25 protein-coding genes are annotated in these 21074 nt (G+C 65.2%); 13 read left to right on the forward strand and 12 right to left on the reverse strand.

Annotation, left to right across the window (positions count from 1 at the left end):
- Nucleotides 1-77 precede the first annotated feature (77 nt).
- Nucleotides 78-389 carry an MliC family protein gene (locus tag CK489_RS26050; protein ID WP_095734302.1) on the forward strand — a complete coding sequence of 104 codons (312 nt, stop codon included), beginning with the start codon at nt 78-80 and terminating at the stop codon, nt 387-389.
- Nucleotides 390-476: 87 nt separating this feature from the next.
- Here the strand turns inward: CK489_RS26050 and CK489_RS26055 are convergent, their stop codons facing one another.
- Nucleotides 477-677: a DUF2735 domain-containing protein gene (locus tag CK489_RS26055; RefSeq protein WP_050627605.1), complete on the reverse strand. Its 201-nt coding sequence runs from the start codon at nt 675-677 to the stop codon at nt 477-479.
- A gap of 539 nt (nt 678-1216) precedes the next feature.
- Between CK489_RS26055 and CK489_RS26060 the strand changes: the two genes are divergently transcribed.
- The 5 genes from CK489_RS26060 (at nt 1217) to CK489_RS26080 (ending at nt 4907) form a co-directional block, all read left to right on the forward strand.
- A complete protein-coding gene (locus CK489_RS26060; RefSeq protein WP_050627606.1) occupies nt 1217-2251 on the forward strand; it encodes a glutamine synthetase beta-grasp domain-containing protein in 1035 nt (344 codons plus the stop codon).
- Between the two features lie 195 nt (nt 2252-2446).
- Complete coding sequence (locus tag CK489_RS26065) at nt 2447-3151, forward strand: hypothetical protein (protein WP_095734303.1); 705 nt, start codon at nt 2447-2449, stop codon at nt 3149-3151.
- A gap of 5 nt (nt 3152-3156) precedes the next feature.
- The gene (locus CK489_RS26070; protein ID WP_095734304.1) at nt 3157-3843 is read left to right on the forward strand and encodes a substrate-binding domain-containing protein; all 687 of its coding nucleotides are present in this window, start codon (nt 3157-3159) and stop codon (nt 3841-3843) included.
- Nucleotides 3844-3875: 32 nt separating this feature from the next.
- On the forward strand, nt 3876-4694 hold the full coding sequence (locus tag CK489_RS26075) for a tetratricopeptide repeat protein (RefSeq protein WP_050627609.1): 819 nt from the start codon (nt 3876-3878) through the stop codon (nt 4692-4694).
- A 63-nt stretch (nt 4695-4757) separates the two neighbouring features.
- Nucleotides 4758-4907, forward strand: coding sequence for a hypothetical protein (locus CK489_RS26080; RefSeq protein ID WP_016843021.1), 150 nt, complete (start codon nt 4758-4760; stop codon nt 4905-4907).
- A gap of 66 nt (nt 4908-4973) precedes the next feature.
- Here CK489_RS26080 and CK489_RS26085 read toward each other — a convergent pair whose 3' ends face one another.
- From CK489_RS26085 to CK489_RS26100, 4 genes are all read right to left on the reverse strand, one after another.
- Entirely contained in the window at nt 4974-5591 is a 618-nt protein-coding gene (locus tag CK489_RS26085; RefSeq protein WP_095734305.1) for an Isoquinoline 1-oxidoreductase subunit, read from the reverse strand.
- A 7-nt stretch (nt 5592-5598) separates the two neighbouring features.
- Nucleotides 5599-6123: a (2Fe-2S)-binding protein gene (locus CK489_RS26090; RefSeq protein ID WP_095734306.1), complete on the reverse strand. Its 525-nt coding sequence runs from the start codon at nt 6121-6123 to the stop codon at nt 5599-5601.
- Nucleotides 6120-8894 (reverse strand): xanthine dehydrogenase family protein molybdopterin-binding subunit, encoded by a 2775-nt coding sequence (locus tag CK489_RS26095; RefSeq protein ID WP_095734307.1) that lies wholly within the window; start codon nt 8892-8894, stop codon nt 6120-6122. Before CK489_RS26095 ends, CK489_RS26090 begins: the two co-directional genes overlap by 4 nt.
- Nucleotides 8895-9036: 142 nt before the next feature.
- Nucleotides 9037-10128, reverse strand: coding sequence for a hypothetical protein (locus CK489_RS26100; protein ID WP_095734663.1), 1092 nt, complete (start codon nt 10126-10128; stop codon nt 9037-9039).
- A gap of 288 nt (nt 10129-10416) precedes the next feature.
- On the opposite strand from CK489_RS26100, the gene CK489_RS26105 reads away from it, so the two are divergent.
- On the forward strand, nt 10417-11121 hold the full coding sequence (locus tag CK489_RS26105; protein ID WP_095734308.1) for a GrlR family regulatory protein: 705 nt from the start codon (nt 10417-10419) through the stop codon (nt 11119-11121).
- A gap of 22 nt (nt 11122-11143) precedes the next feature.
- Here CK489_RS26105 and CK489_RS26110 read toward each other — a convergent pair whose 3' ends face one another.
- Nucleotides 11144-11587, reverse strand: coding sequence for a DMT family transporter (locus tag CK489_RS26110; RefSeq protein WP_095734309.1), 444 nt, complete (start codon nt 11585-11587; stop codon nt 11144-11146).
- 158 nt (nt 11588-11745) lie between these two features.
- Here CK489_RS26110 and CK489_RS26115 point away from each other — a divergent pair, with 158 nt between their 5' ends.
- The gene (locus CK489_RS26115) at nt 11746-13368 is read left to right on the forward strand and encodes an ABC-F family ATP-binding cassette domain-containing protein (RefSeq protein ID WP_095734310.1); all 1623 of its coding nucleotides are present in this window, start codon (nt 11746-11748) and stop codon (nt 13366-13368) included.
- Between the two features lies 1 nt (nt 13369).
- Here CK489_RS26115 and CK489_RS26120 read toward each other — a convergent pair whose 3' ends face one another.
- Both CK489_RS26120 and CK489_RS26125 read right to left on the reverse strand, forming a co-directional pair.
- Nucleotides 13370-14002: a DapH/DapD/GlmU-related protein gene (locus CK489_RS26120; protein ID WP_095734311.1), complete on the reverse strand. Its 633-nt coding sequence runs from the start codon at nt 14000-14002 to the stop codon at nt 13370-13372.
- 87 nt (nt 14003-14089) lie between these two features.
- On the reverse strand, nt 14090-14998 hold the full coding sequence (locus tag CK489_RS26125; RefSeq protein ID WP_245350506.1) for a dienelactone hydrolase family protein: 909 nt from the start codon (nt 14996-14998) through the stop codon (nt 14090-14092).
- 110 nt (nt 14999-15108) lie between these two features.
- Between CK489_RS26125 and CK489_RS26130 the strand changes: the two genes are divergently transcribed.
- Nucleotides 15109-15984, forward strand: a complete 876-nt coding sequence (locus tag CK489_RS26130; RefSeq protein ID WP_050627616.1) for an MBL fold metallo-hydrolase — start codon at nt 15109-15111, stop codon at nt 15982-15984.
- Between the two features lie 24 nt (nt 15985-16008).
- Here CK489_RS26130 and CK489_RS26135 read toward each other — a convergent pair whose 3' ends face one another.
- Genes CK489_RS26135 through CK489_RS26145 form a run of 3 tightly spaced genes read right to left on the reverse strand, consistent with a single transcriptional unit; the run spans nt 16009 to nt 17340 of the window.
- Complete coding sequence (locus tag CK489_RS26135) at nt 16009-16206, reverse strand: hypothetical protein (protein WP_095734312.1); 198 nt, start codon at nt 16204-16206, stop codon at nt 16009-16011.
- Nucleotides 16207-16258: 52 nt separating this feature from the next.
- Entirely contained in the window at nt 16259-16561 is a 303-nt protein-coding gene (locus CK489_RS26140) for a PilZ domain-containing protein (RefSeq protein ID WP_050627618.1), read from the reverse strand.
- 8 nt (nt 16562-16569) lie between these two features.
- Entirely contained in the window at nt 16570-17340 is a 771-nt protein-coding gene (locus CK489_RS26145; protein WP_095734313.1) for a DUF2336 domain-containing protein, read from the reverse strand.
- A 311-nt stretch (nt 17341-17651) separates the two neighbouring features.
- Here CK489_RS26145 and CK489_RS26150 point away from each other — a divergent pair, with 311 nt between their 5' ends.
- Nucleotides 17652-18611 carry an AraC family transcriptional regulator gene (locus tag CK489_RS26150; RefSeq protein ID WP_245350507.1) on the forward strand — a complete coding sequence of 320 codons (960 nt, stop codon included), beginning with the start codon at nt 17652-17654 and terminating at the stop codon, nt 18609-18611.
- 70 nt (nt 18612-18681) lie between these two features.
- Nucleotides 18682-18927, forward strand: a complete 246-nt coding sequence (locus tag CK489_RS26155; protein WP_198961025.1) for a PilZ domain-containing protein — start codon at nt 18682-18684, stop codon at nt 18925-18927.
- A gap of 127 nt (nt 18928-19054) precedes the next feature.
- Here CK489_RS26155 and CK489_RS26160 read toward each other — a convergent pair whose 3' ends face one another.
- Nucleotides 19055-19303 (reverse strand): hypothetical protein, encoded by a 249-nt coding sequence (locus CK489_RS26160; protein ID WP_076860250.1) that lies wholly within the window; start codon nt 19301-19303, stop codon nt 19055-19057.
- Between the two features lie 150 nt (nt 19304-19453).
- Here CK489_RS26160 and CK489_RS26165 point away from each other — a divergent pair, with 150 nt between their 5' ends.
- Together CK489_RS26165 and CK489_RS26170 are read left to right on the forward strand one after the other, a co-directional pair.
- A complete protein-coding gene (locus tag CK489_RS26165) occupies nt 19454-20131 on the forward strand; it encodes a nitroreductase (RefSeq protein WP_095734316.1) in 678 nt (225 codons plus the stop codon).
- A 3-nt stretch (nt 20132-20134) separates the two neighbouring features.
- A complete protein-coding gene (locus tag CK489_RS26170) occupies nt 20135-21064 on the forward strand; it encodes an alpha/beta hydrolase family protein (RefSeq protein ID WP_095734317.1) in 930 nt (309 codons plus the stop codon).
- Nucleotides 21065-21074: the final 10 nt, after the last annotated feature.

Genomic DNA, 21074 nt, shown 5'->3' on the forward strand with positions numbered 1-21074 from the left:
GGAGGTCTTGATGCGCAGGATCTTGCGCAGGAGTATCGGCGCAGACAGGTCTATAGCCGGCCTCTCGGGGGGAGAATATGACTTATCGCGGGGGCGCCATTCCGATCGGCGCAATTCTTCTAATGATCTTTGGTTCTTCGGCGGCGCCGGCGCAGTCCGCCTTCCGGAATTATCGTTGTGCCGACGGCACGCAGTTCATTGCAGCGTTCTTCAATGGTGACACGCGTGCGCATCTGCAGGTCGACGGCAAGGCGGTGACGGCGACGAAACGGCTGTCGCTGAGGGGTGCGCGCTACAAAGGCGGTGGCGTCACGCTGGAGATCAGCCGGGCCGGATTGACCACGCTGCGCCATGCGAAGCGGCCGGTCACGGCCTGCGAGCTGGCATGAAAAAAGGGCCGAAACGCTTCGTTCCGACCCTCTCTTACCGCTCTGTTGTCTGACGTTTGTGCGTCACGCCTCTCCGCCTGATCGACATCAGTGATCGCGGCTCGGCTTGGCGTCGTCGATGGCGGCCTGGTGGTACCAGCTCTCGCTGCATGCCGAGGTCTCGACCTCAGCGGCAAGATCGCGTGCCGTCCGTACTTCGCCGTAGCGGCGTCCGCCGAGAGCCGCGCGGCCCCCTGCCGGGAATTGATAGATCGTTGCCGATCCCTGATTTTGGCCCGTGGTGATCATGTCAAAGTCTCCTTTGGCCGGTGCGAGCCTCCATGGTGCGCCCGACTCATTCGTGTGTGGTTACCGTGCTTTCAACATCGGTCCGGGCTCGGCAGGGTGCAAGTGACCAAGAAATAGTCAGGTTTTGTCTAATTCGTGTGCAAGTCCCGGTTTGCATCCTGCGAGGCAGGATGCAGCTGACCAACGCTTGGGCCGAGCCGATGGTTGCCGGGCACCCGGCGGTTGGACACGAACTGTCACACGGCGCTGCCGCCGCATTAATCGGCGGCCCAAGCCGTAGCCGAATTTGCTGCAGAAACGGGCGGTGGAGGGGGTGAGGAGAAGATTTTGGCTGATCGCGGCGCATGCCAGCCGCGCTACTTTGTCGCAGAGAAAAATGCGATGTCCGCTGTGGACATCCGCCGGCTGGGCGGTGCCGCAGTGCAGCGACTGGCATTTTAATTGCTTAGTAAGAGCTGGCCGATGGTGGCCGGGTACGCGTGCGGCGGCCGACTGGCTTTCGGTTCCTCACGGTTTTGCATCATCAACAGAGAGGTTCAATGACCAAGTACAAGCTCGAGTATATCTGGCTCGACGGATATACGCCGACGCCGAGCCTGCGCGGCAAGACGCAGATCAAGGAATTCGCGTCGTTCCCGACCCTCGAACAGCTTCCGCTGTGGGGCTTTGACGGTTCGTCCACCCAGCAGGCTGAAGGCCACAGCTCTGACTGCGTGCTGAAGCCGGTCGCCTGCTATCCCGACGGAGCGCGCGAGAACGGCGTGCTGGTGATGTGCGAAGTCATGATGCCCGATGGCAAGACGCCGCACGCGTCCAACAAGCGCGCCACCATCCTGGACGACGAAGGCGCCTGGTTCGGCTTCGAGCAGGAGTACTTCTTCTACAAGGACGGCCGCCCGCTCGGCTTCCCGGAGCAGGGTTATCCGGCTCCGCAGGGTCCGTACTACACCGGCGTCGGCTACAAGAACGTCGGCAGCGTTGCCCGCAAGATCGTCGAAGAGCATCTCAATCTCTGCCTGCACGCCGGCATCAACCACGAAGGCATCAACGCCGAGGTGGCGAAGGGCCAGTGGGAATTCCAGATCTTCGGCAAGGGCTCCAAGACCGCTGCTGACCAGATGTGGATGGCCCGCTATCTGATGCTGCGTCTCACCGAGAGCTACGGCATCGATATCGAATTCCACTGCAAGCCGCTCGGCGACACCGACTGGAACGGCTCGGGCATGCACGCCAACTTCTCGACCAAGTACATGCGCGAAGTCGGCGGCAAGGAATATTTCGAAAGCCTGATGAAGGCCTTCGACAAGAACCTGATGGACCACATCGCCGTCTACGGCCCGGACAACGACAAGCGTCTGACCGGCAAGCACGAGACCGCGCCGTGGAACAAGTTCAGCTACGGCGTGGCTGATCGCGGTGCGTCGATCCGCGTTCCGCACTCCTTCGTCAACAATGGCTATAAGGGCTATCTGGAAGACCGCCGCCCGAACTCCCAAGGCGACCCCTACCAGATCGCTTCGCAGATCCTGAAGACGATCTCCGAGGTTCCGACCGGCGCCAAGGCTGCCGCTTAAGCGGCTGCGGCCTGAGCGCTTCCGGACCCGGATGGAGCCATCCGGTACCGCAATCGGGTCCGCCAGGGCGACTGCCTTGGCGGACCCTTGCTTTTTACGACAGTGTTTGCGGGCGGCTCGCCGCCGAAAGCGGTTTCGCTGCGTTATGAACCGCGCTAGATAACGAATGAATATTTGCTGCCGGGGACACGGCGCTTGTTTGAGGGGTTTTATAAGGTCCGGTTCGAGCTGGGCGGCGCCGTCGGCCGCAGCGTGATGTATGTGGGCAACGGCAAGATGCTCGGCGGCAATTCGGCGTTCGCCCATATCGGCACCTACGAGAAAGACGGCGACGAGGTCGCGGTCGAGATCCAGACGGTCCGCCATAACCCCGACCTGAACTACCGCGCCATGGCCGGCACCGATGATGCGACGCTGCTCGCCAAAGGCGGGCCGGACGGCGAGCTCTACCGCTTCAAGGGCGAGCTGAAGGAGTTGCCCGGCGTGCCGTTCCAGTCGGTGATGACGCCGATCACGGAGGGCGACATCCCAATCGCCGGCGGGGTCGGCGAGGGTGGTATCGTCAACGGGCTCTATTCGATCCACATCCGCGTGCTCGATGGTATCGACGGCGGCCTCACCGGCGTGATGCTGCTCAACGACGGCCGCATCCTCGGCGGCGATGCGTTCTTCTATTATCTCGGCACCTACACCTCCGAGAAAGGCCGCTGGAAAGGCCAGATCCTTAACCAGGAGCACACCTCGGCGATGGGCGAGAACCCGATCTTCGGCGGCCATGAGGTCGGGATCGGCTTCGCCGGCACCTGCGATGCGGAGGGCGCCGTGCTCGAAGCGACTGCACTGGCCGGCAAGCGCAGCCTCCGTCTTACCGCCGCGCTCAAGCTGATGCGACGGGCGTAAGCGGGATGGACCATTCGGTTCGTGTGCTCTCGACGCTGGCGCTGAAGGGCGCGGTCGCGCGCCTTGCCGCGGCCTATCAGGCGGCAAGCGGGGTTGCGATCGATGCGGATTTCGCGCCGACGCTGGCGCTGCTCGAACGTCTGCGTGGCGGCGAGGTGGCCGATGTGGTGATCCTGACCCGCGAAGGCCTCGAGGAGATGATCGGCGAGGTGCGCGTTACGCCGGAAAGTGCAGTCGACCTGGCGCGCTCCTATGTCGGCGTTGCGGTGAAGGCGGGGGCTGCGCATCCCGACATCGCGACCGAAGCCGCGTTGCGAGAGGCTTTGCTCGGGGCACGGGCGGTGGCCTATTCGCGGCTCGGCGCCAGCGGCATCCTGTTCGCGCAGCTGATCGCGCGTCTCGGCATCGCCGAGGCGATCAACGCGCGCGCGGTGATCATTCCAATGGGCTTCACCGCGGAGAAGCTCGTCACCGGCGAGGCCGACCTTGCGATCCAGCAGATCAGCGAGTTGAAGCAGGTCGACGGCATCGAGGTCGTCGGGCCAATTCCGCTGGATTTGCAGACGCCGGCGGTGTTTTCCGCAGGCCGGATGACGGCCTCGCAGCGCGCCGCGGCCGCCGAGCATCTGTTGCGTTATCTGTCGTCACCCGAGGTCGCGCCGGTGCTGCGCGAGACCGGGCTCGAGCCTTGAATTTGCCTGCACCGCGACGCAACCTGCCGCCCATGTTCAGACCCTTCCATGCAATTGTCGTCGTCGCAGCGCTGGCTGCTCCGGCGCTCGCCCATGCGCAATCCGCCGACCTCGTGCTGTGCGACCGGCTCGCCGCCGATCCCTCCGATCCGGACAAGCCGGCCGACGTGAAAGGCGTGTCCGAGATCGCGTCGGCGGATATCGCGACCGCGGTCAAGTATTGCGCAGTGGCGGCAAAATCGTCGCGCCGCGCGATGTACGAACTCGGCCGTGCCTATGCCGCCAACCGGCAGACGGCGGAAGCGGCCGCCGCCTGGCGCAAGGCGGCCGACAAGGGCTCGACGTCGGCGATGGTCGAGCTCGGCGTGCTCTACGGCAACGGCACCGGCGTGGCCAAGGACGAGGCGCAGGCGCGCAAATTGTTCGAGCGCGCGGCGCAGGCCGGCAATGCGCGCGGCGTCAGCAATCTCGCGGCGCTCGGCGGCAGCGCGGCTGCGGATCCGGCACGTGCGCGCGAGTTGCTCGCCAAGTCTGCCGAGACCAATGCGGAAGCGCAGTACCAGCTCGGCATGATGCTCGCCGAAGGCAAGGGCGGCGCGCAAGATGATGCCGGCGCGCGGGCATTGTTCGAGAAGGCCGCTGCGCAGAACCATCCGGGCGCACTCGAGCGGATGGGCGCCTTCGCGCAGGCCGGCCGCGGAGGGCCGAAGGATAGCGATGCGGCAAAAGCCTATTACGAGCGCGCCGCCGCGCTCGGCGATGAGGATGCCAAGAAGGCGCTGGAGCGCGCCCGCTGTCCCTATGTCATCAAGGACAAGCGCGGCAATGCCGTGACCAATCTTTGCTTCTGATCAAACAGGAACGCTCACGCCCGCGTATCGTTGACCCGCGAAAGGCATTGGCGAGGCGACGTCATGATCCGCAAGCTGCGTTCCGGCGAATACCGGCTGTACTCCCGCAAGGTCAATCCGAAGACCGGCAAGCGCCGCAATCTCGGCACCTTCAAGTCACGCGCCGCCGCAGAGAAGCACGAGCGTGACGTGCAGTACTTCAAGCGCCACTAGGACCGCGTGCTCTTTGTGGACGCATGATCTTTTCGGAAACCGCTGCGCACTTTTCCAGATCATGCGTCACGGCGTGGGGCAGGCCGCGCCGGTCTTCACCCAGGCCTCGACCAGCGCGCCGGCCTGTGCCTGCGTGCCGGGTGCCGGTGAGCGACCGAAACCGGGATGCCAGGCCCAGCCGACCAGCGTGTCCTTGCCGATATGCTCGATCAGCTCCTCGACCTTGCGGCCGCCATTGCGTGCGGGATCGCGGATCTGCGCGCAGATTTCGCCGACGGTCTTGCCGGCCCATGCCATCTCGCGCGGCGCGAGATGCCATTCCGGGTGCCCCGGCACGCGGCCGGGATCGAAATTTGCGTGCTGATGACAGATCGAGCAGCGCATCGCGTTGGTGCCGTGACCATCGGCTCCGCGCGAGACCGGCGGCTGGTGCATGCGGCTTATGTCGCCCTGCCGCGGGCTGTCACCGGCGGGATGGCAATTGGTGCAGCGCGGATGCGTCAGCACCTTGCCGAGCTCGGTGAAGATCGCTGCGGAGCGCTGCTCGACATTCTCGATCCCGGCAAAGCTCTCCGGCGAGGCGAGGGCGTGGCTTGCGCTCTCCGACGCTGCGTAGCCGGCGCACAGGCTGGTCGCGAGCGCCGTCAGCACCGCAATGATCCGAAACCGCGTGTCCGATGTCATCGCGGGCTCACTTGTTGGCGGTCAGATAGCGGTTGGAATCGGCGAGGATCACATCGCGCACTGCCTGGTGATATTTGATGTAGCCGGTGCAGCGGCACAGATGGCCGTCGAGCGCCTCCGCGATGACGGCCTCGAGCTGGTCACGCGCCACCGGCGCCTTCGCCAGCCGCTCGAGCAACACCTGGCCCTCATTGAGGAAGCCGGCCGTGCAATAGCCGCACTGGAACGCGAAGTGGTCGATGAACGCGCGCTGCAACGCCGAGAGCTCGCCGTCCTTGGCGTGGCCCTCGACGGTGCGGATCGCCATGCCGTCGAAATTCGCCGCCGGCACCACGCAGGTCGGCGTGGTGTAGCTCGTACCGTCGGGATTATCGATGATGACGGCGCAGCTCAGGCACTGCGCGGCGCCACAGCCGAACTTGGTGCCGGTCATCCCGAGCATTTCCCGCAGGAAATCGTTCATCGAGAGCTCGTCGCGGACCTCGATCGGGCCATGCTTCTGGCCGTTGATGGTGAGGTTGAGCGTCGTCACGCAAGCGCTCCCTTGAGCAGGCTCGTTGTCACCGGCAACGAGCGGAAGCGGTGGCCGGTGGCATCGTTGATGGCGTTGAGCAGTGCCGGCACGATCGGGATCATGACAACCTCCGCCATGCCCTTGGGCGGCTCGTCCGGCGTCAGCGGCGGCAGCATCTCGATCTCGAGATCGTGCAGCGGCAGGTCGGAGCCGCGCGCGATCAGATACTGGCCGAGATTCCATTGCCCGTTGCCGGGACCACCTTCGAACGGCGGCAGGGATTCGAGCAGCGCGTAGCCGACGCCCATGGCAAAACCGCCATGCGACTGGCCGAGCACCACTTCAGGCACCAGCGCCTGACCGCATTCGAACACGCTGTAGGCCTTGGCGATGCGCAAGATGCCGGTCGCGCGCTCGATCTCGACGCGGACCAGCGTGCCGCACATCGAGGTGTATGCGGTGCCGATCCGGTTGTTGTCGGTCGGCGGAAATTTCACGCTGGTTCGGTCGATCCGCTCGAACCGGCCGCGGCCGCGGCGGATCGCCAGCGCATCGATCTCGGCGCGGACCTGCTCGCCGAACAGCGGGAAGCGCGCGCGCGACCAGGCCCAGCGCGAGAAACTGTGCGCGATTGCGCCGGTGACGAAGCCGCGCGCATGCGCGGTCGCCGCAAGCCTTGGCAATGGCAGCGGGGCGAGATCATCGAGCACGAGCTGGCCGTCCCGCCAGCGCGCTTTGTCCCATTGCCGGGCGCGGGGATCGGTCTTCGCAATGTGCCAGAGCTCGAGCGCCGCCGGCCACAGGCCGAAGCGGAAGATGATACGGGCGGCCTCGGCCGCGGAGTGCGTGCCGACATGGGCGCCGATCGAGGCGCTCGTGGCCGAGCTGATCGCGGGCACCCAGCGCGGATTTTTTTCGGCGCGGTCCTGGGTCTTCTGGTCCATCGTGTAGGGATCGCCGGAGGTGACGAGCCCGAGCGCCTCGTAGCTGTCGACCCGCGAGACCGCGACTTCGTCGGCCACGGCGCCGAGATGGCCCGCGACCCGGTTGGCGAGCGCGGTGCCGACGCCATTGCCCATCTCGACATGATCGCAGTGGATCGCGATCCGCCCCTCGGGATCGATCTCGACCCGGCCGAGCGAGCAATCCGCGCCCGAGCCGTAATCCTTGGTGACGCAGGCGACGCCGGTGCCGACCAGCCGTCCCTCCGGCGCCTTCTGCTTGAAGTCGGCGCGCTGCTGCCAGATCGGATGCTTCTCGAGCTTGTCGAGGATGTCAGGTGTTCGCACCGACACGATGTAGGGATTGCCGGTCATGGTCCGGCCGTTCTGCTTCAGCGCATTGTTGCGGCGGAACGCGATCGGATCGGCCTTGAGCTCGCTGGCCGCCTCGTCGATCAGCACTTCCAGCGCGGTCATGGTCTGCAGCGTGCCGTAGCCGCGCATCGAACCGGCGGTGACGCCGCGCGAATGCACCGCCACGGTGGTGACGTCGACCTTCGGGATATCGTAGATGCCGATCGCTGCAGTCGCGGCGACGACCGCGACGTTGGCGGAGAAGTTGGCGAGCCCGCCGCCGTCGAGCACATGGTCGGCGGCGAATGCCGTGATCTTGCCGCTGGCGCGATCGATCCCGATCCTTGAGCGCATCTTGATCGCGTGACGTTTGATGCCGCCCTGGAATTGCTGGTAGCGGTCGTGGGCCAGCCGCACCGGCCGTCCCGGGAAGAACATCGCCGCGAGCGCCACGTAGAGCACGAACGGAGTGTGGTCGCGGCCGCCGAAGCCGCCGCCGACATGGGCGAACTGCGCATTGATGTGCGAGGGGCGGAACGGGGACCGGGCCTTGCCGAGCATGAAGGCAATCGACTCGGCCGCCTCATAGGGCGACTGCACGCCGAGCACCAGTTCGAGGTTGCCGGTGCTGTCGCTGTACCAGGCCAGACCGCTTTCCGGTTCGAGGAACATCGGATCGACCGACTGGGTCTCGAACTCGCGGTCGAGCACTAGCTGCGACGGATCGTCTTTGGCGAGCTGGGCGCGGATCGCTTCGCCATGGATTGCGGCCTTGGCGTAGTCGGCCTTGGTCTCCTTGGCGAGCGGCAGCCAGACCGGCAGCGCCGCGTTCTGGATGCGGCTCGGCGAAACCCAGCCGGCCTGGATCGGCGAATAGACGTCGGGCGCATCGGGCGTCGCGCCGGCCACGCGCGTGAAGCGATACGCGCCAAAGTCCGGGAGGATGACCGGCCCGGTCTCGTCACCGAACTTGACGAAGCCGACATCGCGCAGCGCGAGGCGCGCGCGGTCGAAGGCGTCGAACTGCTCGAAGATCAAGAGCGCGACCGGTTGTCCGAGATAGAGCGGCGTCTTGCCGACCGGACAGAGCAGGTCGCCGGCATGGAACTCGGGCACCCTTGTGCCGATCCGCTCGAGGTCGGCTGCGGTCACGACGACCGACGGCTTCGCCGGACCATCGAGGCGGGCGAGGTCCAGGCCGGCATAGACATGGGTGGCGTCGTTGGCGCGGACCAGGATGGCGTGCGAGGTGGTCGCAGGCCAGCCCGGCATGTCGGCGGCGCGAAAGTCGGACGCGTAGAGTTTTGCGCCGGTGACCTTGGCCACGCCGTCGACGCGGCCGGCGCCCTTGGCCGCCGGATTGAAATGGCCGCGCCCGGGCAGCGTCTCGCGGCTCGCGAAAGCCGGCTCCTTGGCAAGCGCCAGATGCGACAGGCTGACCGAGATGCCGCCTGCCGACAACCACTTCACGAATTCGCGTCGCGAGGGCCGCATGGTCCGATCTTTCATCGACACCTCGACGGCATATCGCGCCGGGGTTTAACAAGTTTTGAAATACACGTGGAAGTATTGCGGCAAAGCGAGTGCAACGGCAATGCCGCAATAGGTCGTAGCCTTCTCACCTGCAGCGTTGGCCTCACTTGAGGTCGGCGATGGTGGCCGGTCCCGGGCCCGGCGTGATCAGGGTCGGCCATTGCTTGGAGCCGAACGGCACCAGCGGCGGCAGGAAGGCCGTCATGCCGCGCTTCCTGGTCTCCGCGATGATCGCTTCGCGCGCATCGCCCCCCATCAGTTCGTAATCCATCAAATGGTAGCTGCCGAAGAACAGCGCGCCGACCGAGCGGTCGGCGATGATCCGGGTCAGCGATTCCAGCATGTCCGACGGCGTCGTGGTGAAGGAGATGGTCTCGATCAGCATCAGGCGGCTGTTGATGGCGTCGGGCCCGAAGAACTGCGCCAGCACGCTGAAGATCACGTTGTTCTGCCGAGCCACGTAGATCGTGTTGCTCGCACCATAGGTCTTGTCCCAGTCGGGGCCGAGCTGGGCCTTCCAATCGGCCATGACCGTCATCCAGTGCGCGACCTGGGTCTGCGCTGCCCAGGCGACGTTCTTGGCGAGCAGTGGCGCCTGTTTCTTTCCGAATGCCTCGAGCGTCGCGAACGGGATCGCGCCGGCGGCGAGGCATTCGTCCATGAAGGCGATGTTGTTCTTGAGGATGGCGCGGTTGTTGTCGCGCCAGTCCGCCTGCATCGGCGTGGCGTCGAGCCCGTCAAGCGCCGATTGCATCCGGCTGCGATAGGCCTGCATCGACCCACGCCACGATTTGTCGTCGGGATTGTTGACATAGGGGCCGACCACCTCGGCCAGCGCCATTGTGCTGTGGCCGACCGATTTGAGCAGCTGATAGACGATCGGCACCTGCGGCGCCTCGGTCGGCGGCTTGCCCGGCCGGTACAGGATCAGGCGTCCGCCGGCGCCGGAGAACAGGCCGAGGATCACCGGGTGCTTGTCGAGCACGTTCTTCTGGAAGATCCGTGCCGCATCGCCATAGAGCTCGAACATGCCGGTGTTGAGCGCGAGCACATCCTTGGTCGCGACATCGGCCGGCGTCGAAGAGGTCTTGCCCGAGATCGGTGCCATGTAGTCGGGCAGCGACTGGGCCAGCGCAGCACCGCTGTTGCCGAGCAGCAGTGCCAGCGCGGCGGCCGCGCGAAATCGATTGATCATGTGATGCTCCTCGAAGCCTCGCGCCAACGCCGCAGCCGGATGCGGCCGCGCGACCATTAGCGGAATGCGCAAATGCTTGGACGCAAAGAACTGGAGAGTAGTGAACAGGGAGTATAGATCCCGCGCGACGCGGCACGACGCGGGCGGATGCCTACAGCTAAGCGACGAATCGGCCGGTGTCCACACCCTGACATTGCCGGCTTGCCCTGCGCCAAAACACCCAATGGTGCGGTTTTGGGCCCGGTGCTATGTGGCGAACAGAATCAATTTTATTCATTGGATTTTTGCGTGCTCAACGGACTTTACAAGGTCGAGTACGGCATCAATGGCGCATTCGGCCGAAGCATCATGTGCCTGCACGACGGCAAGATGATGGGTGGCAATTCGGCCTTCGCCCATCTCGGCACCTATCAGGTGACGAATGGCGAGATCATCGCCGACGTGATCACCGAACGTCACAACGACGATGTCAACTTCCAGCCGCTGATGGGCGCCGACGTCGCCGTCATCAAGGTGCGCGGGCGAACCGAGGGCTCGACCATCCTGCTCGAGGGCAAGGCTGACGCCATGCCGGACGGCGTGTTCTGGGCGAATTTGGCGCCGCTCGACGATGAGGCGTTGCCGCCACGCGGGGCGGTTGGGCCAGGCGGCATCGCCAACGGGCTCTACGCGATCCAGCTCCGCGCGCTCGATGGTGTCGATGCCGGCCTCACCGGGGTGATGCTGCTGATGGACGGCCGCATCCTCGGCGGCGATGCGTTCTTCTACTATCTCGGCTCGTATTCGTCGGCGGATGGCCGCTGGCGTGGCGAGATCGTCAACCAGGAGCACACGCCGGCGAGGGGCGAGTATCCGGTGTTCGGCGGCTATGAGGTCGGCATCGGCTTCGCCGGCTCGTGCCGCGAGGACGGCGCCGAGCTCGAAGGCATCGCGCTGGCCGGCAAGCGCAGCCTTCGCCTGTCGGCCGAACTGCGGCTGATGCGCCGCGCCTAACCAAAGCGCGGCGACTGCTTCCTCAATCCTTGATCAGCAGCACGCCGCCGATGATCAGTGCGATACCGACCAGTCGCGAGATCGACACCGGATGCTGCGTCAGGCCGAACAGGCCGAAATGGTCCATCGCGATGCCCGCGATCATCTGGCCTGCTACCACCAGCGCCAGCAGGGTCGCGGCACCGAGCGACGGCAGCAGCAGGATCATCAGAAGGATGAACACGCCGCCGAGGATGCCGCCGCTCCAGGCCCACCAGGGCACGGCCGCCACCAGTTTCCAGGACGGTACCGGCTCCCGCGTCGCGACCAGCACGACCGCCATCGTCACGAGCCCGCCGAGATAGCTGACCAGCCCGGCCCAGGCGGGCGAGTTCAGGGCCGACCGCAAATTGCCGTTCAGGACCTGCTGGGTGGCAACGCTGATGCCGGCGCCGAGCGCGAGGAGATAGAGAAACCAGACTTGCATGTGATGCCCCCAATGCGGATCGCCGCAGGACTCATGTCATATTCCATTGGCAACGATCGTGGCATGCACAGAGCATGGCGGCTGACCTGCGGAATGGGCTTCCACCCGCGTCCCAGATCGAATAAGAGGCCGCAAACCCTCAATCCCCCAGTATTCGAATGATCCGCCTCGATAACGTCTCCAAGCAAGTCGGCCACCAGATCCTCTTCATCGAAGCCTCCGCGGCGCTCCAGAAGGGCGAGAAGATCGGCCTGGTCGGCCCGAACGGCGCCGGCAAGACCACGCTGTTCCGCATGATCTCGGGCCGCGAAATCCCCGATGAGGGCCAGGTCTCGCTCGATCGCGGCATCTCGATCGGCTATTTCAGCCAGGATGTCGGCGAAATGAGTGGCCGCAGCGCGGTCGCCGAGGTGATGGACGGCGCAGGACCGGTCAGCGTGGTCGCGGCCGAGCTCCGGGAACTCGAGGCCGCGATGGCCGACCCCGACAAGGCCGACGAGATGGATGACATCATCGCGCGCTATGGCGAGGTGCAGCATCAGTTCGAGGAGCTCGACGGCTACGCGCTCGACGGCCGCGCGCGTGAGGCGCTGGCGGGGCTCGGCTTCAGCCAGGAGATGATGGACGGCGACGTCGGCAAACTCTCCGGCGGCTGGAAGATGCGCGTGGCGCTGGCCCGCATCCTCCTGATGCGGCCCGACGTGATGCTGCTCGACGAGCCGAGCAACCACCTCGATCTGGAAAGCCTGATCTGGCTCGAGCAGTTCCTGAAGGGCTATGAGGGCGCGCTGCTGATGACCTCGCATGACCGCGAGTTCATCAACCGCATCATCAACAAGGTGGTCGAGATCGACGCCGGGCAGCTCACCACCTATTCCGGCAATTACGAGTTCTACGAGCAGCAGCGCGCGCTGTCCGACAAGCAACAGCAGGCGCAGTTCGAGCGGCAGCAGGCGATGCTCGCCAAGGAGATCAAGTTCATCGAGCGCTTCAAGGCGCGCGCCTCGCACGCCGCCCAGGTGCAAAGCCGGGTCAAGAAGCTCGACAAGATCGAGCGGGTCGAGCCGCCGCGGCGGCGCCAGACCGTGGCGTTCGAATTTCAGCCGGCGCCGCGCTCGGGCGAGGACGTCGTCAGCCTGAAGAACGTCCACAAGGCCTATGGCAGCAAGCGGATCTATGACGGGCTCGACTTCATGATCCGTCGCCGCGAGCGCTGGTGCGTGATGGGCATCAACGGCGCCGGCAAGTCGACGCTCTTGAAGTTGGTGGCCGGCTCAACCGACCCCGACGATGGCGCGGTCGCGATCGGCGGCAGCGTCAAAATGGGCTATTTCGCCCAGCACGCGATGGACCTGCTCGACGGCGAGCGTACCGTGTTCCAGTCGCTTGAAGATGCGTTTCCGCAGGCCGGGCAGGGCTCGCTGCGCGCACTCGCCGGCTGCTTCGGATTCTCCGGCGACGACGTCGAGAAGAAGTGCCGGGTGCTGTCGGGCGGCGAGAAGGCCCGGCTGGTGATGGCCAAGATGCTGTTCGATCCGCCGAACTTCCTGGTGCTGGACGAGCCGACCAACCATCTCGATCTCGCCACCAAGGAAATGCTGATCAACGCCCTCTCCGAGTTCGAGGGCACCATGCTGTTCGTCTCGCACGACCGTCACTTCCTTGCGGCGCTCTCCAACCGCGTGCTGGAGCTGACGCCCGAGGGCATCCATCAATTTGGTGGCGGCTACACCGAATACGTCGCGCGCACCGGCCATGAAGCGCCCGGGTTGCGGAGCTAGCTCAAGCCCGCCACCGCGCGCAGAACGCTTCCACGTCGCCGGACTGAAACTCCGGCAGGCGCTCCCAGATGGTTTCCGGCGGCCAGTTCCACCAGGCGATCTGCGACAGCTCGGCCGCGATCCTGCGGCTGAAGCGCTCCTTGATCGGCCGCGCCGGCACGCCGCCGACGATGGTGTAGGGCGCGACATCGCGCGAGACCACAGCGCCGGCTGCGAGCACCGCGCCGTCGCCGACGGTGACGCCGGGCAGTACGATCACGCCATGGCCGATCCAGACGTCGTTGCCGATCACGACGCGGTCCGCGCGCCGCTCGCTGAAGAAGCCGTGATCGCGCTCGGCGGAGGCCGAGTAGTATTCAGGGCAATAGGTGAAGCGATGCTGCGACGGGCGCTCGACCGGATGGTTCGGCGCGCCGATCCGGACCTGCGCCGCGATCGCGCAGAACCGGCCGATCACGGCGTCGGCGACCATGCAGCCGCTGCCGAGATAGGAGTAGTCGCCGAGCTCGGTGTATTCGATCGCCGTGTCGCCGAGCACTTCACAGCAACGCCCGATCTCGACCTCCCGCAGCTTGACCGTCGGCTCGATGACGGTTTCGGCAAGCTTTGGGCGGGAAGGCTTCGGTGCGGTCATGGCATTGTCCTCGATATGGCGAGCCGTTTCAGTCGCACGATTTTTGTTACGGCGAGATGACAGAAGAGGAGAACAGGTACCCGCAGTCTAGTTTTTCAGCGCATCTACCGCGGCGATCGCCCTGACCATCGCGTCCTCCAGGGCCGCGCTGTTGGCGGGATTCGATTGACGCTTGCGGCCGGGATCGTCGAAATCGTGGGTCGCGTCGGGATAGACCACGACGTCGATCTTGCTGCCGGCGGCGATCGAGCGGCGGGCGACGTCCTGGCAGCGTTCGGGCGATACCTCTTCGTCGGCGGTGCCGAGCAACATCGTGATCGGCGCAGCCGACGTCAGTGTCTGTGCCAGCAGGGCGGCCGGTCCGCAGCCCGGGTAGAACGCCAGCGCGGCACGATAGCCCAACGCCGCGCCTTGCCGCTGCATCACATTCAGCGCAGTGCTGCCGCCGTTCGACCATCCCTGCAGGAAGATGCGATTGGTGCTGACATCCTTCTGGCTGCGCAGCCAGTTCAGCGCGCCCTCGGCGTCGAGCGGCCGCACGGTCTTTTCATTGACGTCGGCGCGATCGGAATCGCCATGGGTGAAGCGGCCGAAGCCATGGGCCTTGCCGCGCGGCCCAAAACTGTCCGGCAAGATCGCGATATAGCCGTGGTCGGCCCAATACTGTCCCCACATCGCGTGGCGCTTGGACAGGCTGCCGGCATTGCAGGCCGCGGACGGATTGGCCCGCGATACCAGCGCGCAGTCCTTGTTGACGTTGATCGAATAGGGGCCGCCGCGGCCGTGCAGCAGCACGATCGCGGGGTGTGGGCCCGGGATTTGCGGCCTGAACAGATAGCCGATGATCTCGGTCTTGCCGTCGGCGCTCGGGAAGAAAACCGTATCGGGCGCGGCCGCCGCCGCCGTCGGCAATATCGTCAGCATCAGGAGAGCAATCTGAATCGCGCGGTGGGTCATCGGCGCAGCATGGACAACATTTCGGATGAATTGCGGCATCGCCGTTTCCCACCAGCAATGCAAAGCGGCATGGCACGCTGCGTGCTGCTCGGCTTGTGAGGCCAGGTGCCGCCCGTTACGCTTCAGCAAAAAAGCGGGAGCGAAACGGCATGAGACAAATCAGGATCGGCGACATCACGATCGACGCGGTGATCGAGCGCGAAGGGCCGTGGCGGCGGCCGCAGGATTTCTTCCCGACCTATGACGACGCGGTGTTCAAGCATCACCTCAAGACGATGGAGCCTGAGGTCTTCGATGCCGCGCGCGGCTTGATGATGATCACCTACCAGACCTTCGTGGTGCGGACGCCGCACTACACCATCCTGGTCGACACCTGCACCGGCGAGGACAAGGGGCATGCGCCGCCGTTCGATTTCCCGGGCAAGGAGCGCTGGCGCAACGAGCTGTTCGCACTCGGCATCTCCTATGAGCAGATCGACTACGTGTTCTGCACCCATCTGCACATCGATCACACCGGCTGGAACACCACGCTGCGCGACGGGCGCTGGGTGCCGACCTTTCCGAATGCGAAATACGTCTTCCACAAGCGTGAGTATGCGGCCTGGGAGGCGGAGAACGCCAAGGGCGCCAATCCGCCCGGCACGGTGTTTCGCGACAATTGCTTGCCGATCGTCGAGGCCGGGCAGGCGCTCCTGGTCGACGACGACTATGCGCTCGACGACACCGTCACGCTGACGCCGACGCCGGGCCATTCGCCCTGCCATTGCTGCGTCAACATCTTCTCGAAGGGACAGCGCGCGGTGGTCGCCGGCGATCTGATGCACCATGCGATCCAGTGCCGCGAGCCGGAGTGGTCGGCAAGGCCCGATTGGGATCCGAAGCAGTCGGCGGTGTCGCGGCGAAAATTCTTTGCCTCTGTTGCCGGGACCGACACGCTGATCCTGCCGGTCCATTTTCCGGCCCCGACCGTCGGCCTGATCACGGCGGACGGCGACCGCTTCGACTACCGCTTCAAGCGCGAGTAGCGGCGCCGGCGTTCGGGGGGCAGGTCACCCGGATCGCGCCGTGCCGGTCCGGCGCGGGACCTGGGTCAGGAAGCGTTCGAGATCGGCGCAGAGGCGGTGGGCGAGTTCCTCATCGATCTCGAACGCGGCGACGGTGCCCGCGCAATCGATTTCGATGGTCCCGCGAAGGGGCCCGGCGGACGCGGTCGATACCGCGATGTTGGTCGCTCTCTGCACGGTCATGTCGTCAACTTCCCCTCAAGCCGGTCGCCGCCAATCCTCATCTCGGCAAATCTCATCTTGGAATGACGGGGTGTCCCTTTCGCTTGCGTTCTTCGATGAATCTGACGCCGATTTCGGTGCCGTCGACGCGAACCAGCTCGCAGCGCCGGAACGCCAGTCCCCGCGAGGACAACACCAGGAAGAACTCCTGGGCCTTCAGCACATCCAGCGTTCCGTCGACCTCGAGCCGGGCGCCGCTCTGCGAGACGTCGAGCAGGATGCAGCTTCGCCGCCACGTGCCATCGACGCCCATCAGATTGACGGGGTGGCGCGTCTCGAGCTTGACGCGCTCCGCCCTGCGGTCACCATACGTCATGACACTACTCACACTGAAAATGGCTTGGTCATCGCCTTGGCCCGCGCCTTCGCATCGTCGATCGTGGCTGGTGGGTTCGCGAAGGCGCGGGCGGCGCCGGCATCAATGGCCGCGCGGATTGCGTCCTGGATGTCGGGACGCGCGATCTTGAGCAGCCGGGCCTGCTGGCGGGGCGTGGATCGCCTCACGAGGTCGGCGAGAACGCGGCGAGGGAGGTCCTTGCGCGCGATCAACGCGCCCGCGATCTCCTCGTCGCATTCGGCGGCGTCGACCATCATGGCGAGGCCTGCGCTGGTGATATCGGCGCCGGGGTTGCCCGCGAGCACGCGAAGCACGCTGCCGTCACCGCGCATCAGCAGAATATCCGTGAGCTCCTGGCTGACGGCCTTGCGCCCTGCGATCGCGCTGAGGTGTCCCTCGGCGCGCATCCAGGCAATATCGATCAGATCGGTCTCGGGGATGCAGTCGCAGGCCCGCAGGATTGGTGCGGCGACGTCGGCGTCGTCATGGTTGGCCAGGCGACGCGCGAGCTTCCTCGGCACCAGATGGAGGTCGGCGAGCGAGCGGCTCAGCGTCGTCAGGGTCCGCAGCTCGACGCTCTCGCTCAGGCGGAGCAGGATGTCGTCGAACACCTCGACGTGGCGTGCGCTGAGGCGATGCGCGTCCTCGAGAAACAGCCCGGCCACCTCCTGCAGCATGCGCGTGCAGAGGTCGGGGGAGCCGGCTTTCAAGACGTGGTCGAGCTTGGCAATGAGATCGGGCGAGGCAATAGCTGTCATTGCGGTCCTTAAAATGTTCCGCGACGGGGAACATCATCGTTCCCAATGCCAATCTGCTCCCCGAATCTTTAATAGGGGTATAGAATTTGATGGGATGGCCGGTCCCGACGGTGGATATCCCGGCTAACACTATCGAAATTCGGCAGCAGGGATCATTTGCCTGATTGTCCGGTTCGACGAACGGCCCGCATTTTTTCTGATTGTATTCGTCTGACGATTCGCATTTGGTGCATGGACATTATCGATGAGGCCGGCGCGCCAGGCGCGGCGCCGCGCAAGAAATTTCAAGAACATTTCATAGGAGCGGTCATTTGACGGCGCCATTGCTGGTGCCGAGAGTCTTTCGTTTTGACGACGTTGATGCGTTCCGGAGTTCGATCCGAAACCTGGATGTTGATTTCACGCCACTTGCGCGGAAGATTTCGGCCGAGCAGGTCATCCTGAGCTTGCCGGGATGCGAGCTCAACTACACGCAGTCGTTTCCACGGATCGTCGACGCCCAGCTTGCGCCGCATACGACCGCGGTCGGCTTCACGATGGACGACGGCGTGCCGATGCGCTTCAACGGCGTCGAGCGCGACCGCGCGGTGATCGTGCTCGGCGGCGGCGGCGCGTTCTACACGTCCGTCGAGGAGACACCCCGCCAGTACGTCTCGGTGATGTTCACGCCCGAGATCCTTGACCGCGGTTGGCCGAACCCCGGTCTCCATTTCAGCATTCACGAAATTTCACAACGCGCGCAGGATCTGCTGCGTGAACTTGTGAGACAGGTGCTGCTCGTGACGTCTGACCAGGTGACGATAGCCGAGTTCGCGACCGGCGCATCGATCAAGGAGACGCTGCTTGCGGCGATCGACAACGCGTTCTCCGAAGTCGTTCCGGCCAAGTGGACGACGCGGGCCAACACGACGCGCCAGTTCAAGGTGTTCAACGACGCGCGTGCCATTCTCGCCGGCGACGTCGCTCATCCGATCTATAGCGGCGAACTCGCCAGGCAGATCGGGGTGTCCGTGCGCACGCTGCACGATGCGATCCAGCGCTACCGGGGCGTGAGCCTGCATCGCTATTTGCGTTTGCGCCGGCTCTGGCTGGTGCGCCAGCAGCTGCTCGCCGGTGCGCCCAGCGTCAAGGCCTGTGCGCTGGCCTATGGGTTCTGGCACCTCAGCGATTTCTCGCGGAGCTACCGGTCGCAGTTCGGGGAAGCGCCGTCGGAGACGCTGGCGGCTTCGCGTCGTCCCGGCGTCGTGACCGACGCCAGACATGATTCGTAACATTCGGTCTGAACGGAATCTTAACGGCCGGTGGGGAATCTGTTGGTACGATTCCACCAGAGGCGGCCTGATGCATCCCCGACGATTTGCGCGTGTTCGTCCGTCAGGATGCGTGTCCAGCGTGGTCAAACTTCAGATCGAGCCGAAGGCGCCGCTGATTGAGTGCCGGCTGGTGGATTATTCCGCCGGCGGAGCCTGCCTGGAATTCGCAAAGCCGGTTCAGCTGCCCGAGCGCTTCGAGATGTTTCACGGCAACACCCGGAAGCGTTGCCGGCGGGTCTGGAGCAAGGGCGTCCGGGTCGGCGTCTCGTTCTGAGCGGTCCATCCATTCGTCAATAGTCAACGGGCCGCAGCCGCGACGCGTCAATAGTGAACGGGCCGCGCGCCGCGCGACCCGATGGTCGATCCCGATTGAGGGAGTGAATAGGCGCCGGCGAGGGGCCTCAGGCGCCGCTCTGGCACTTCTTCATGAATGAGGTCTTGGCCGCGCCGGCGAGCTTCTTGCCGTCCGAGCCGACCGCCTTGGTCTCGCAGGTATCCATCGTGCACTTCTTCATGAACGAGGTCTTGGCTGCGCCGGCCAGCGGCTTGCCGTCCTTGCCGACGGCCTTCGTCTCGCAGGAGGCGTCCTGAGCAAATGCTGAACCGGCGGCAAAGGTCGCGATCACGGCCGCCAAGAAAATCCGCTTCATCTGGGTTCTCCCTAAACCAAACCAGTGACCGGATTGGATATCGGATTCTTGGCCCGATCAAGTTCCCACAGCCGATTTTGTCTATAAAATACCCGGATAGCCGCGAGAAAATTCCGTGTGCGGCGCGGAACAAAATGGGGGAAACGCGGAATGGATTTCGAGACGCTGGTACAGACACGCAAAAGCGTGCGCGGGTTCAAGAAGCAGCCGGTGTCCCGGGCGACCGTCGAGGAGATCATCGAGGTGGCCAAGCGCGCGCCGTCCTCGATGAACACTCAGCCCTGGCACGTCCATGTCCTGACCGGGGAGCCGCTCGAGGAAGTGCGCCGCCGCAACATGGAGGAGATGGTCGCCGGCGCCAAGGCCAAGCGCGACATCGTCAGCCATGGCGAGTACCAGGGCGTGCACCGCGGCCGCCAGGTCGACATCGCCAAGAAGCTGTTCGGCGCCATGGGGATTGCCCGCGACGACAAGCCGATGCGGCAGGACTGGGTGCTGCGCGGCTTCCGCCAGTTCGACGCCCCGGTCTCGCTGGTCCTGGCCTACGACCGGATCCTCGATCCCGGCGCGGTCTGCCATTTCGATCTCGGCGCGCTCTGCTACGGCATCGTGCTGGCGGCCTGGGATCGCGGTCTTGGCAGCGTGATCAACGGCCAGGGCATCATGCGCTCGGACATCGTGCGCGAGGTTGCCAACATCCCGGAAGACCAGGTGATCATGACCTGCGTCGCGATGGGCTATCCCGACGACAGCTTTGCCGCCAATGCGGTGCGGTCGGACCGCGAGGCCAACAGCGACTTCGTTCGCTACGTCGGCTTTGCGGACTAGCGAATGATCCGACCAGCGCGGAGCGGCAGCATCGGCGCGGCCGTTCTGGCCCTGGCGCTCTTGATCTCGACCTTCGGGGCCGGGCGAGCCGAGGGCGTGCGCCTCGATACCCTCAAGATCCCGGTGCCGAATGCGGGAGGGGCAGGGCCGCCCACTGCGCTGCTCGACGCGATCGTGCTGCGGCCCGATGACGGCCAGCCGCATCCGCTGGTCCTGCTCAATCACGGCTCGCCGCCTTCGGCGAGCGACCGCCCGGCGATGAGCCCCTACGGAATGTGGGCGCAGGCTGCGGAGTTTGCGCGGCGGGGCTGGGTGGCGGTGGCGTTCCTGCGCCGCGGCTACGGCACCTCGCAGGGCGGGTGGGCCGAGACTTACGGACCGTGCTCCGGTCCGGACTACGAGAAAGCCGGCCGCGCCGGCGCCAGCGACATCGCGGCCGCCGCCAAATTCATGACCGGCCAGGCTTACGTCAGCAGGGGAAAGTGGATCAGCGTCGGCCGCTCGGCCGGCGGCTTCGCCACGGTCGCCTTGACGTCGATTGCTCCGTCGGGTCTGGCGGCCGCCATCGTGTTCGCGCCGGGCCGTGGATCGAGCGGCCCCGATACGGTCTGCGGGGAAGGCGAGCTTGTCGACGCATTCGCGCAGTTCGGCCAATCCTCGCGCGTTCCGCTGCTCTGGGTCTCCGCCGACAACGACCACTTCTTCGGTCCGAAACTCGTGACGCGGTTGTCGGATGCATTCGCCAAGTCTGGCGGCAAGCTCTCACTGGTTCGCGCGGCCGCCTTCGGCAGCGACGGTCACATGCTGTTCAGCGTCAATGGATCGGCGATCTGGGCGCCGATCGTCGATCGCTTTCTTGCGGCCAATCACCTGGTGCTGCGAGATCGATTGCTCGACGCGCCGGAGCGTCCGGCGCAATTGCGCACGCGCTGACCGCGCCGCG

The sequence above is a fragment of the Bradyrhizobium sp. UFLA03-84 genome, assembly GCF_002289535.1.
In the GTDB taxonomy this organism is placed as follows: Bacteria; Pseudomonadota; Alphaproteobacteria; order Rhizobiales; family Xanthobacteraceae; genus Bradyrhizobium; species Bradyrhizobium viridifuturi.

Bases quoted from the DNA above. Each gene is read 5' to 3' on its own strand.
- CK489_RS26050 (WP_095734302.1), top strand. From the start codon at position 78: ATGACTTATCGCGGGGGCGCCATTCCGATCGGCGCAATTCTTCTAATG.
- CK489_RS26055 (WP_050627605.1), bottom strand. From the start codon at position 677: ATGATCACCACGGGCCAAAATCAGGGATCGGCAACGATCTATCAATTC.
- CK489_RS26060 (WP_050627606.1), top strand. From the start codon at position 1,217: ATGACCAAGTACAAGCTCGAGTATATCTGGCTCGACGGATATACGCCG.
- CK489_RS26070 (WP_095734304.1), top strand. From the start codon at position 3,157: ATGGACCATTCGGTTCGTGTGCTCTCGACGCTGGCGCTGAAGGGCGCG.
- CK489_RS26075 (WP_050627609.1), top strand. From the start codon at position 3,876: ATGTTCAGACCCTTCCATGCAATTGTCGTCGTCGCAGCGCTGGCTGCT.
- CK489_RS26080 (WP_016843021.1), top strand. From the start codon at position 4,758: ATGATCCGCAAGCTGCGTTCCGGCGAATACCGGCTGTACTCCCGCAAG.
- CK489_RS26085 (WP_095734305.1), bottom strand. From the start codon at position 5,591: ATGACATCGGACACGCGGTTTCGGATCATTGCGGTGCTGACGGCGCTC.
- CK489_RS26095 (WP_095734307.1), bottom strand. From the start codon at position 8,894: ATGCGGCCCTCGCGACGCGAATTCGTGAAGTGGTTGTCGGCAGGCGGC.
- CK489_RS26100 (WP_095734663.1), bottom strand. From the start codon at position 10,128: ATGATCAATCGATTTCGCGCGGCCGCCGCGCTGGCACTGCTGCTCGGC.
- CK489_RS26110 (WP_095734309.1), bottom strand. From the start codon at position 11,587: ATGCAAGTCTGGTTTCTCTATCTCCTCGCGCTCGGCGCCGGCATCAGC.
- CK489_RS26115 (WP_095734310.1), top strand. From the start codon at position 11,746: ATGATCCGCCTCGATAACGTCTCCAAGCAAGTCGGCCACCAGATCCTC.
- CK489_RS26120 (WP_095734311.1), bottom strand. From the start codon at position 14,002: ATGACCGCACCGAAGCCTTCCCGCCCAAAGCTTGCCGAAACCGTCATC.
- CK489_RS26125 (WP_245350506.1), bottom strand. From the start codon at position 14,998: ATGCCGCAATTCATCCGAAATGTTGTCCATGCTGCGCCGATGACCCAC.
- CK489_RS26130 (WP_050627616.1), top strand. From the start codon at position 15,109: ATGAGACAAATCAGGATCGGCGACATCACGATCGACGCGGTGATCGAG.
- CK489_RS26135 (WP_095734312.1), bottom strand. From the start codon at position 16,206: ATGACCGTGCAGAGAGCGACCAACATCGCGGTATCGACCGCGTCCGCC.
- CK489_RS26140 (WP_050627618.1), bottom strand. From the start codon at position 16,561: ATGACGTATGGTGACCGCAGGGCGGAGCGCGTCAAGCTCGAGACGCGC.
- CK489_RS26145 (WP_095734313.1), bottom strand. From the start codon at position 17,340: ATGACAGCTATTGCCTCGCCCGATCTCATTGCCAAGCTCGACCACGTC.
- CK489_RS26155 (WP_198961025.1), top strand. From the start codon at position 18,682: ATGCATCCCCGACGATTTGCGCGTGTTCGTCCGTCAGGATGCGTGTCC.
- CK489_RS26160 (WP_076860250.1), bottom strand. From the start codon at position 19,303: ATGAAGCGGATTTTCTTGGCGGCCGTGATCGCGACCTTTGCCGCCGGT.
- CK489_RS26165 (WP_095734316.1), top strand. From the start codon at position 19,454: ATGGATTTCGAGACGCTGGTACAGACACGCAAAAGCGTGCGCGGGTTC.
- CK489_RS26170 (WP_095734317.1), top strand. From the start codon at position 20,135: ATGATCCGACCAGCGCGGAGCGGCAGCATCGGCGCGGCCGTTCTGGCC.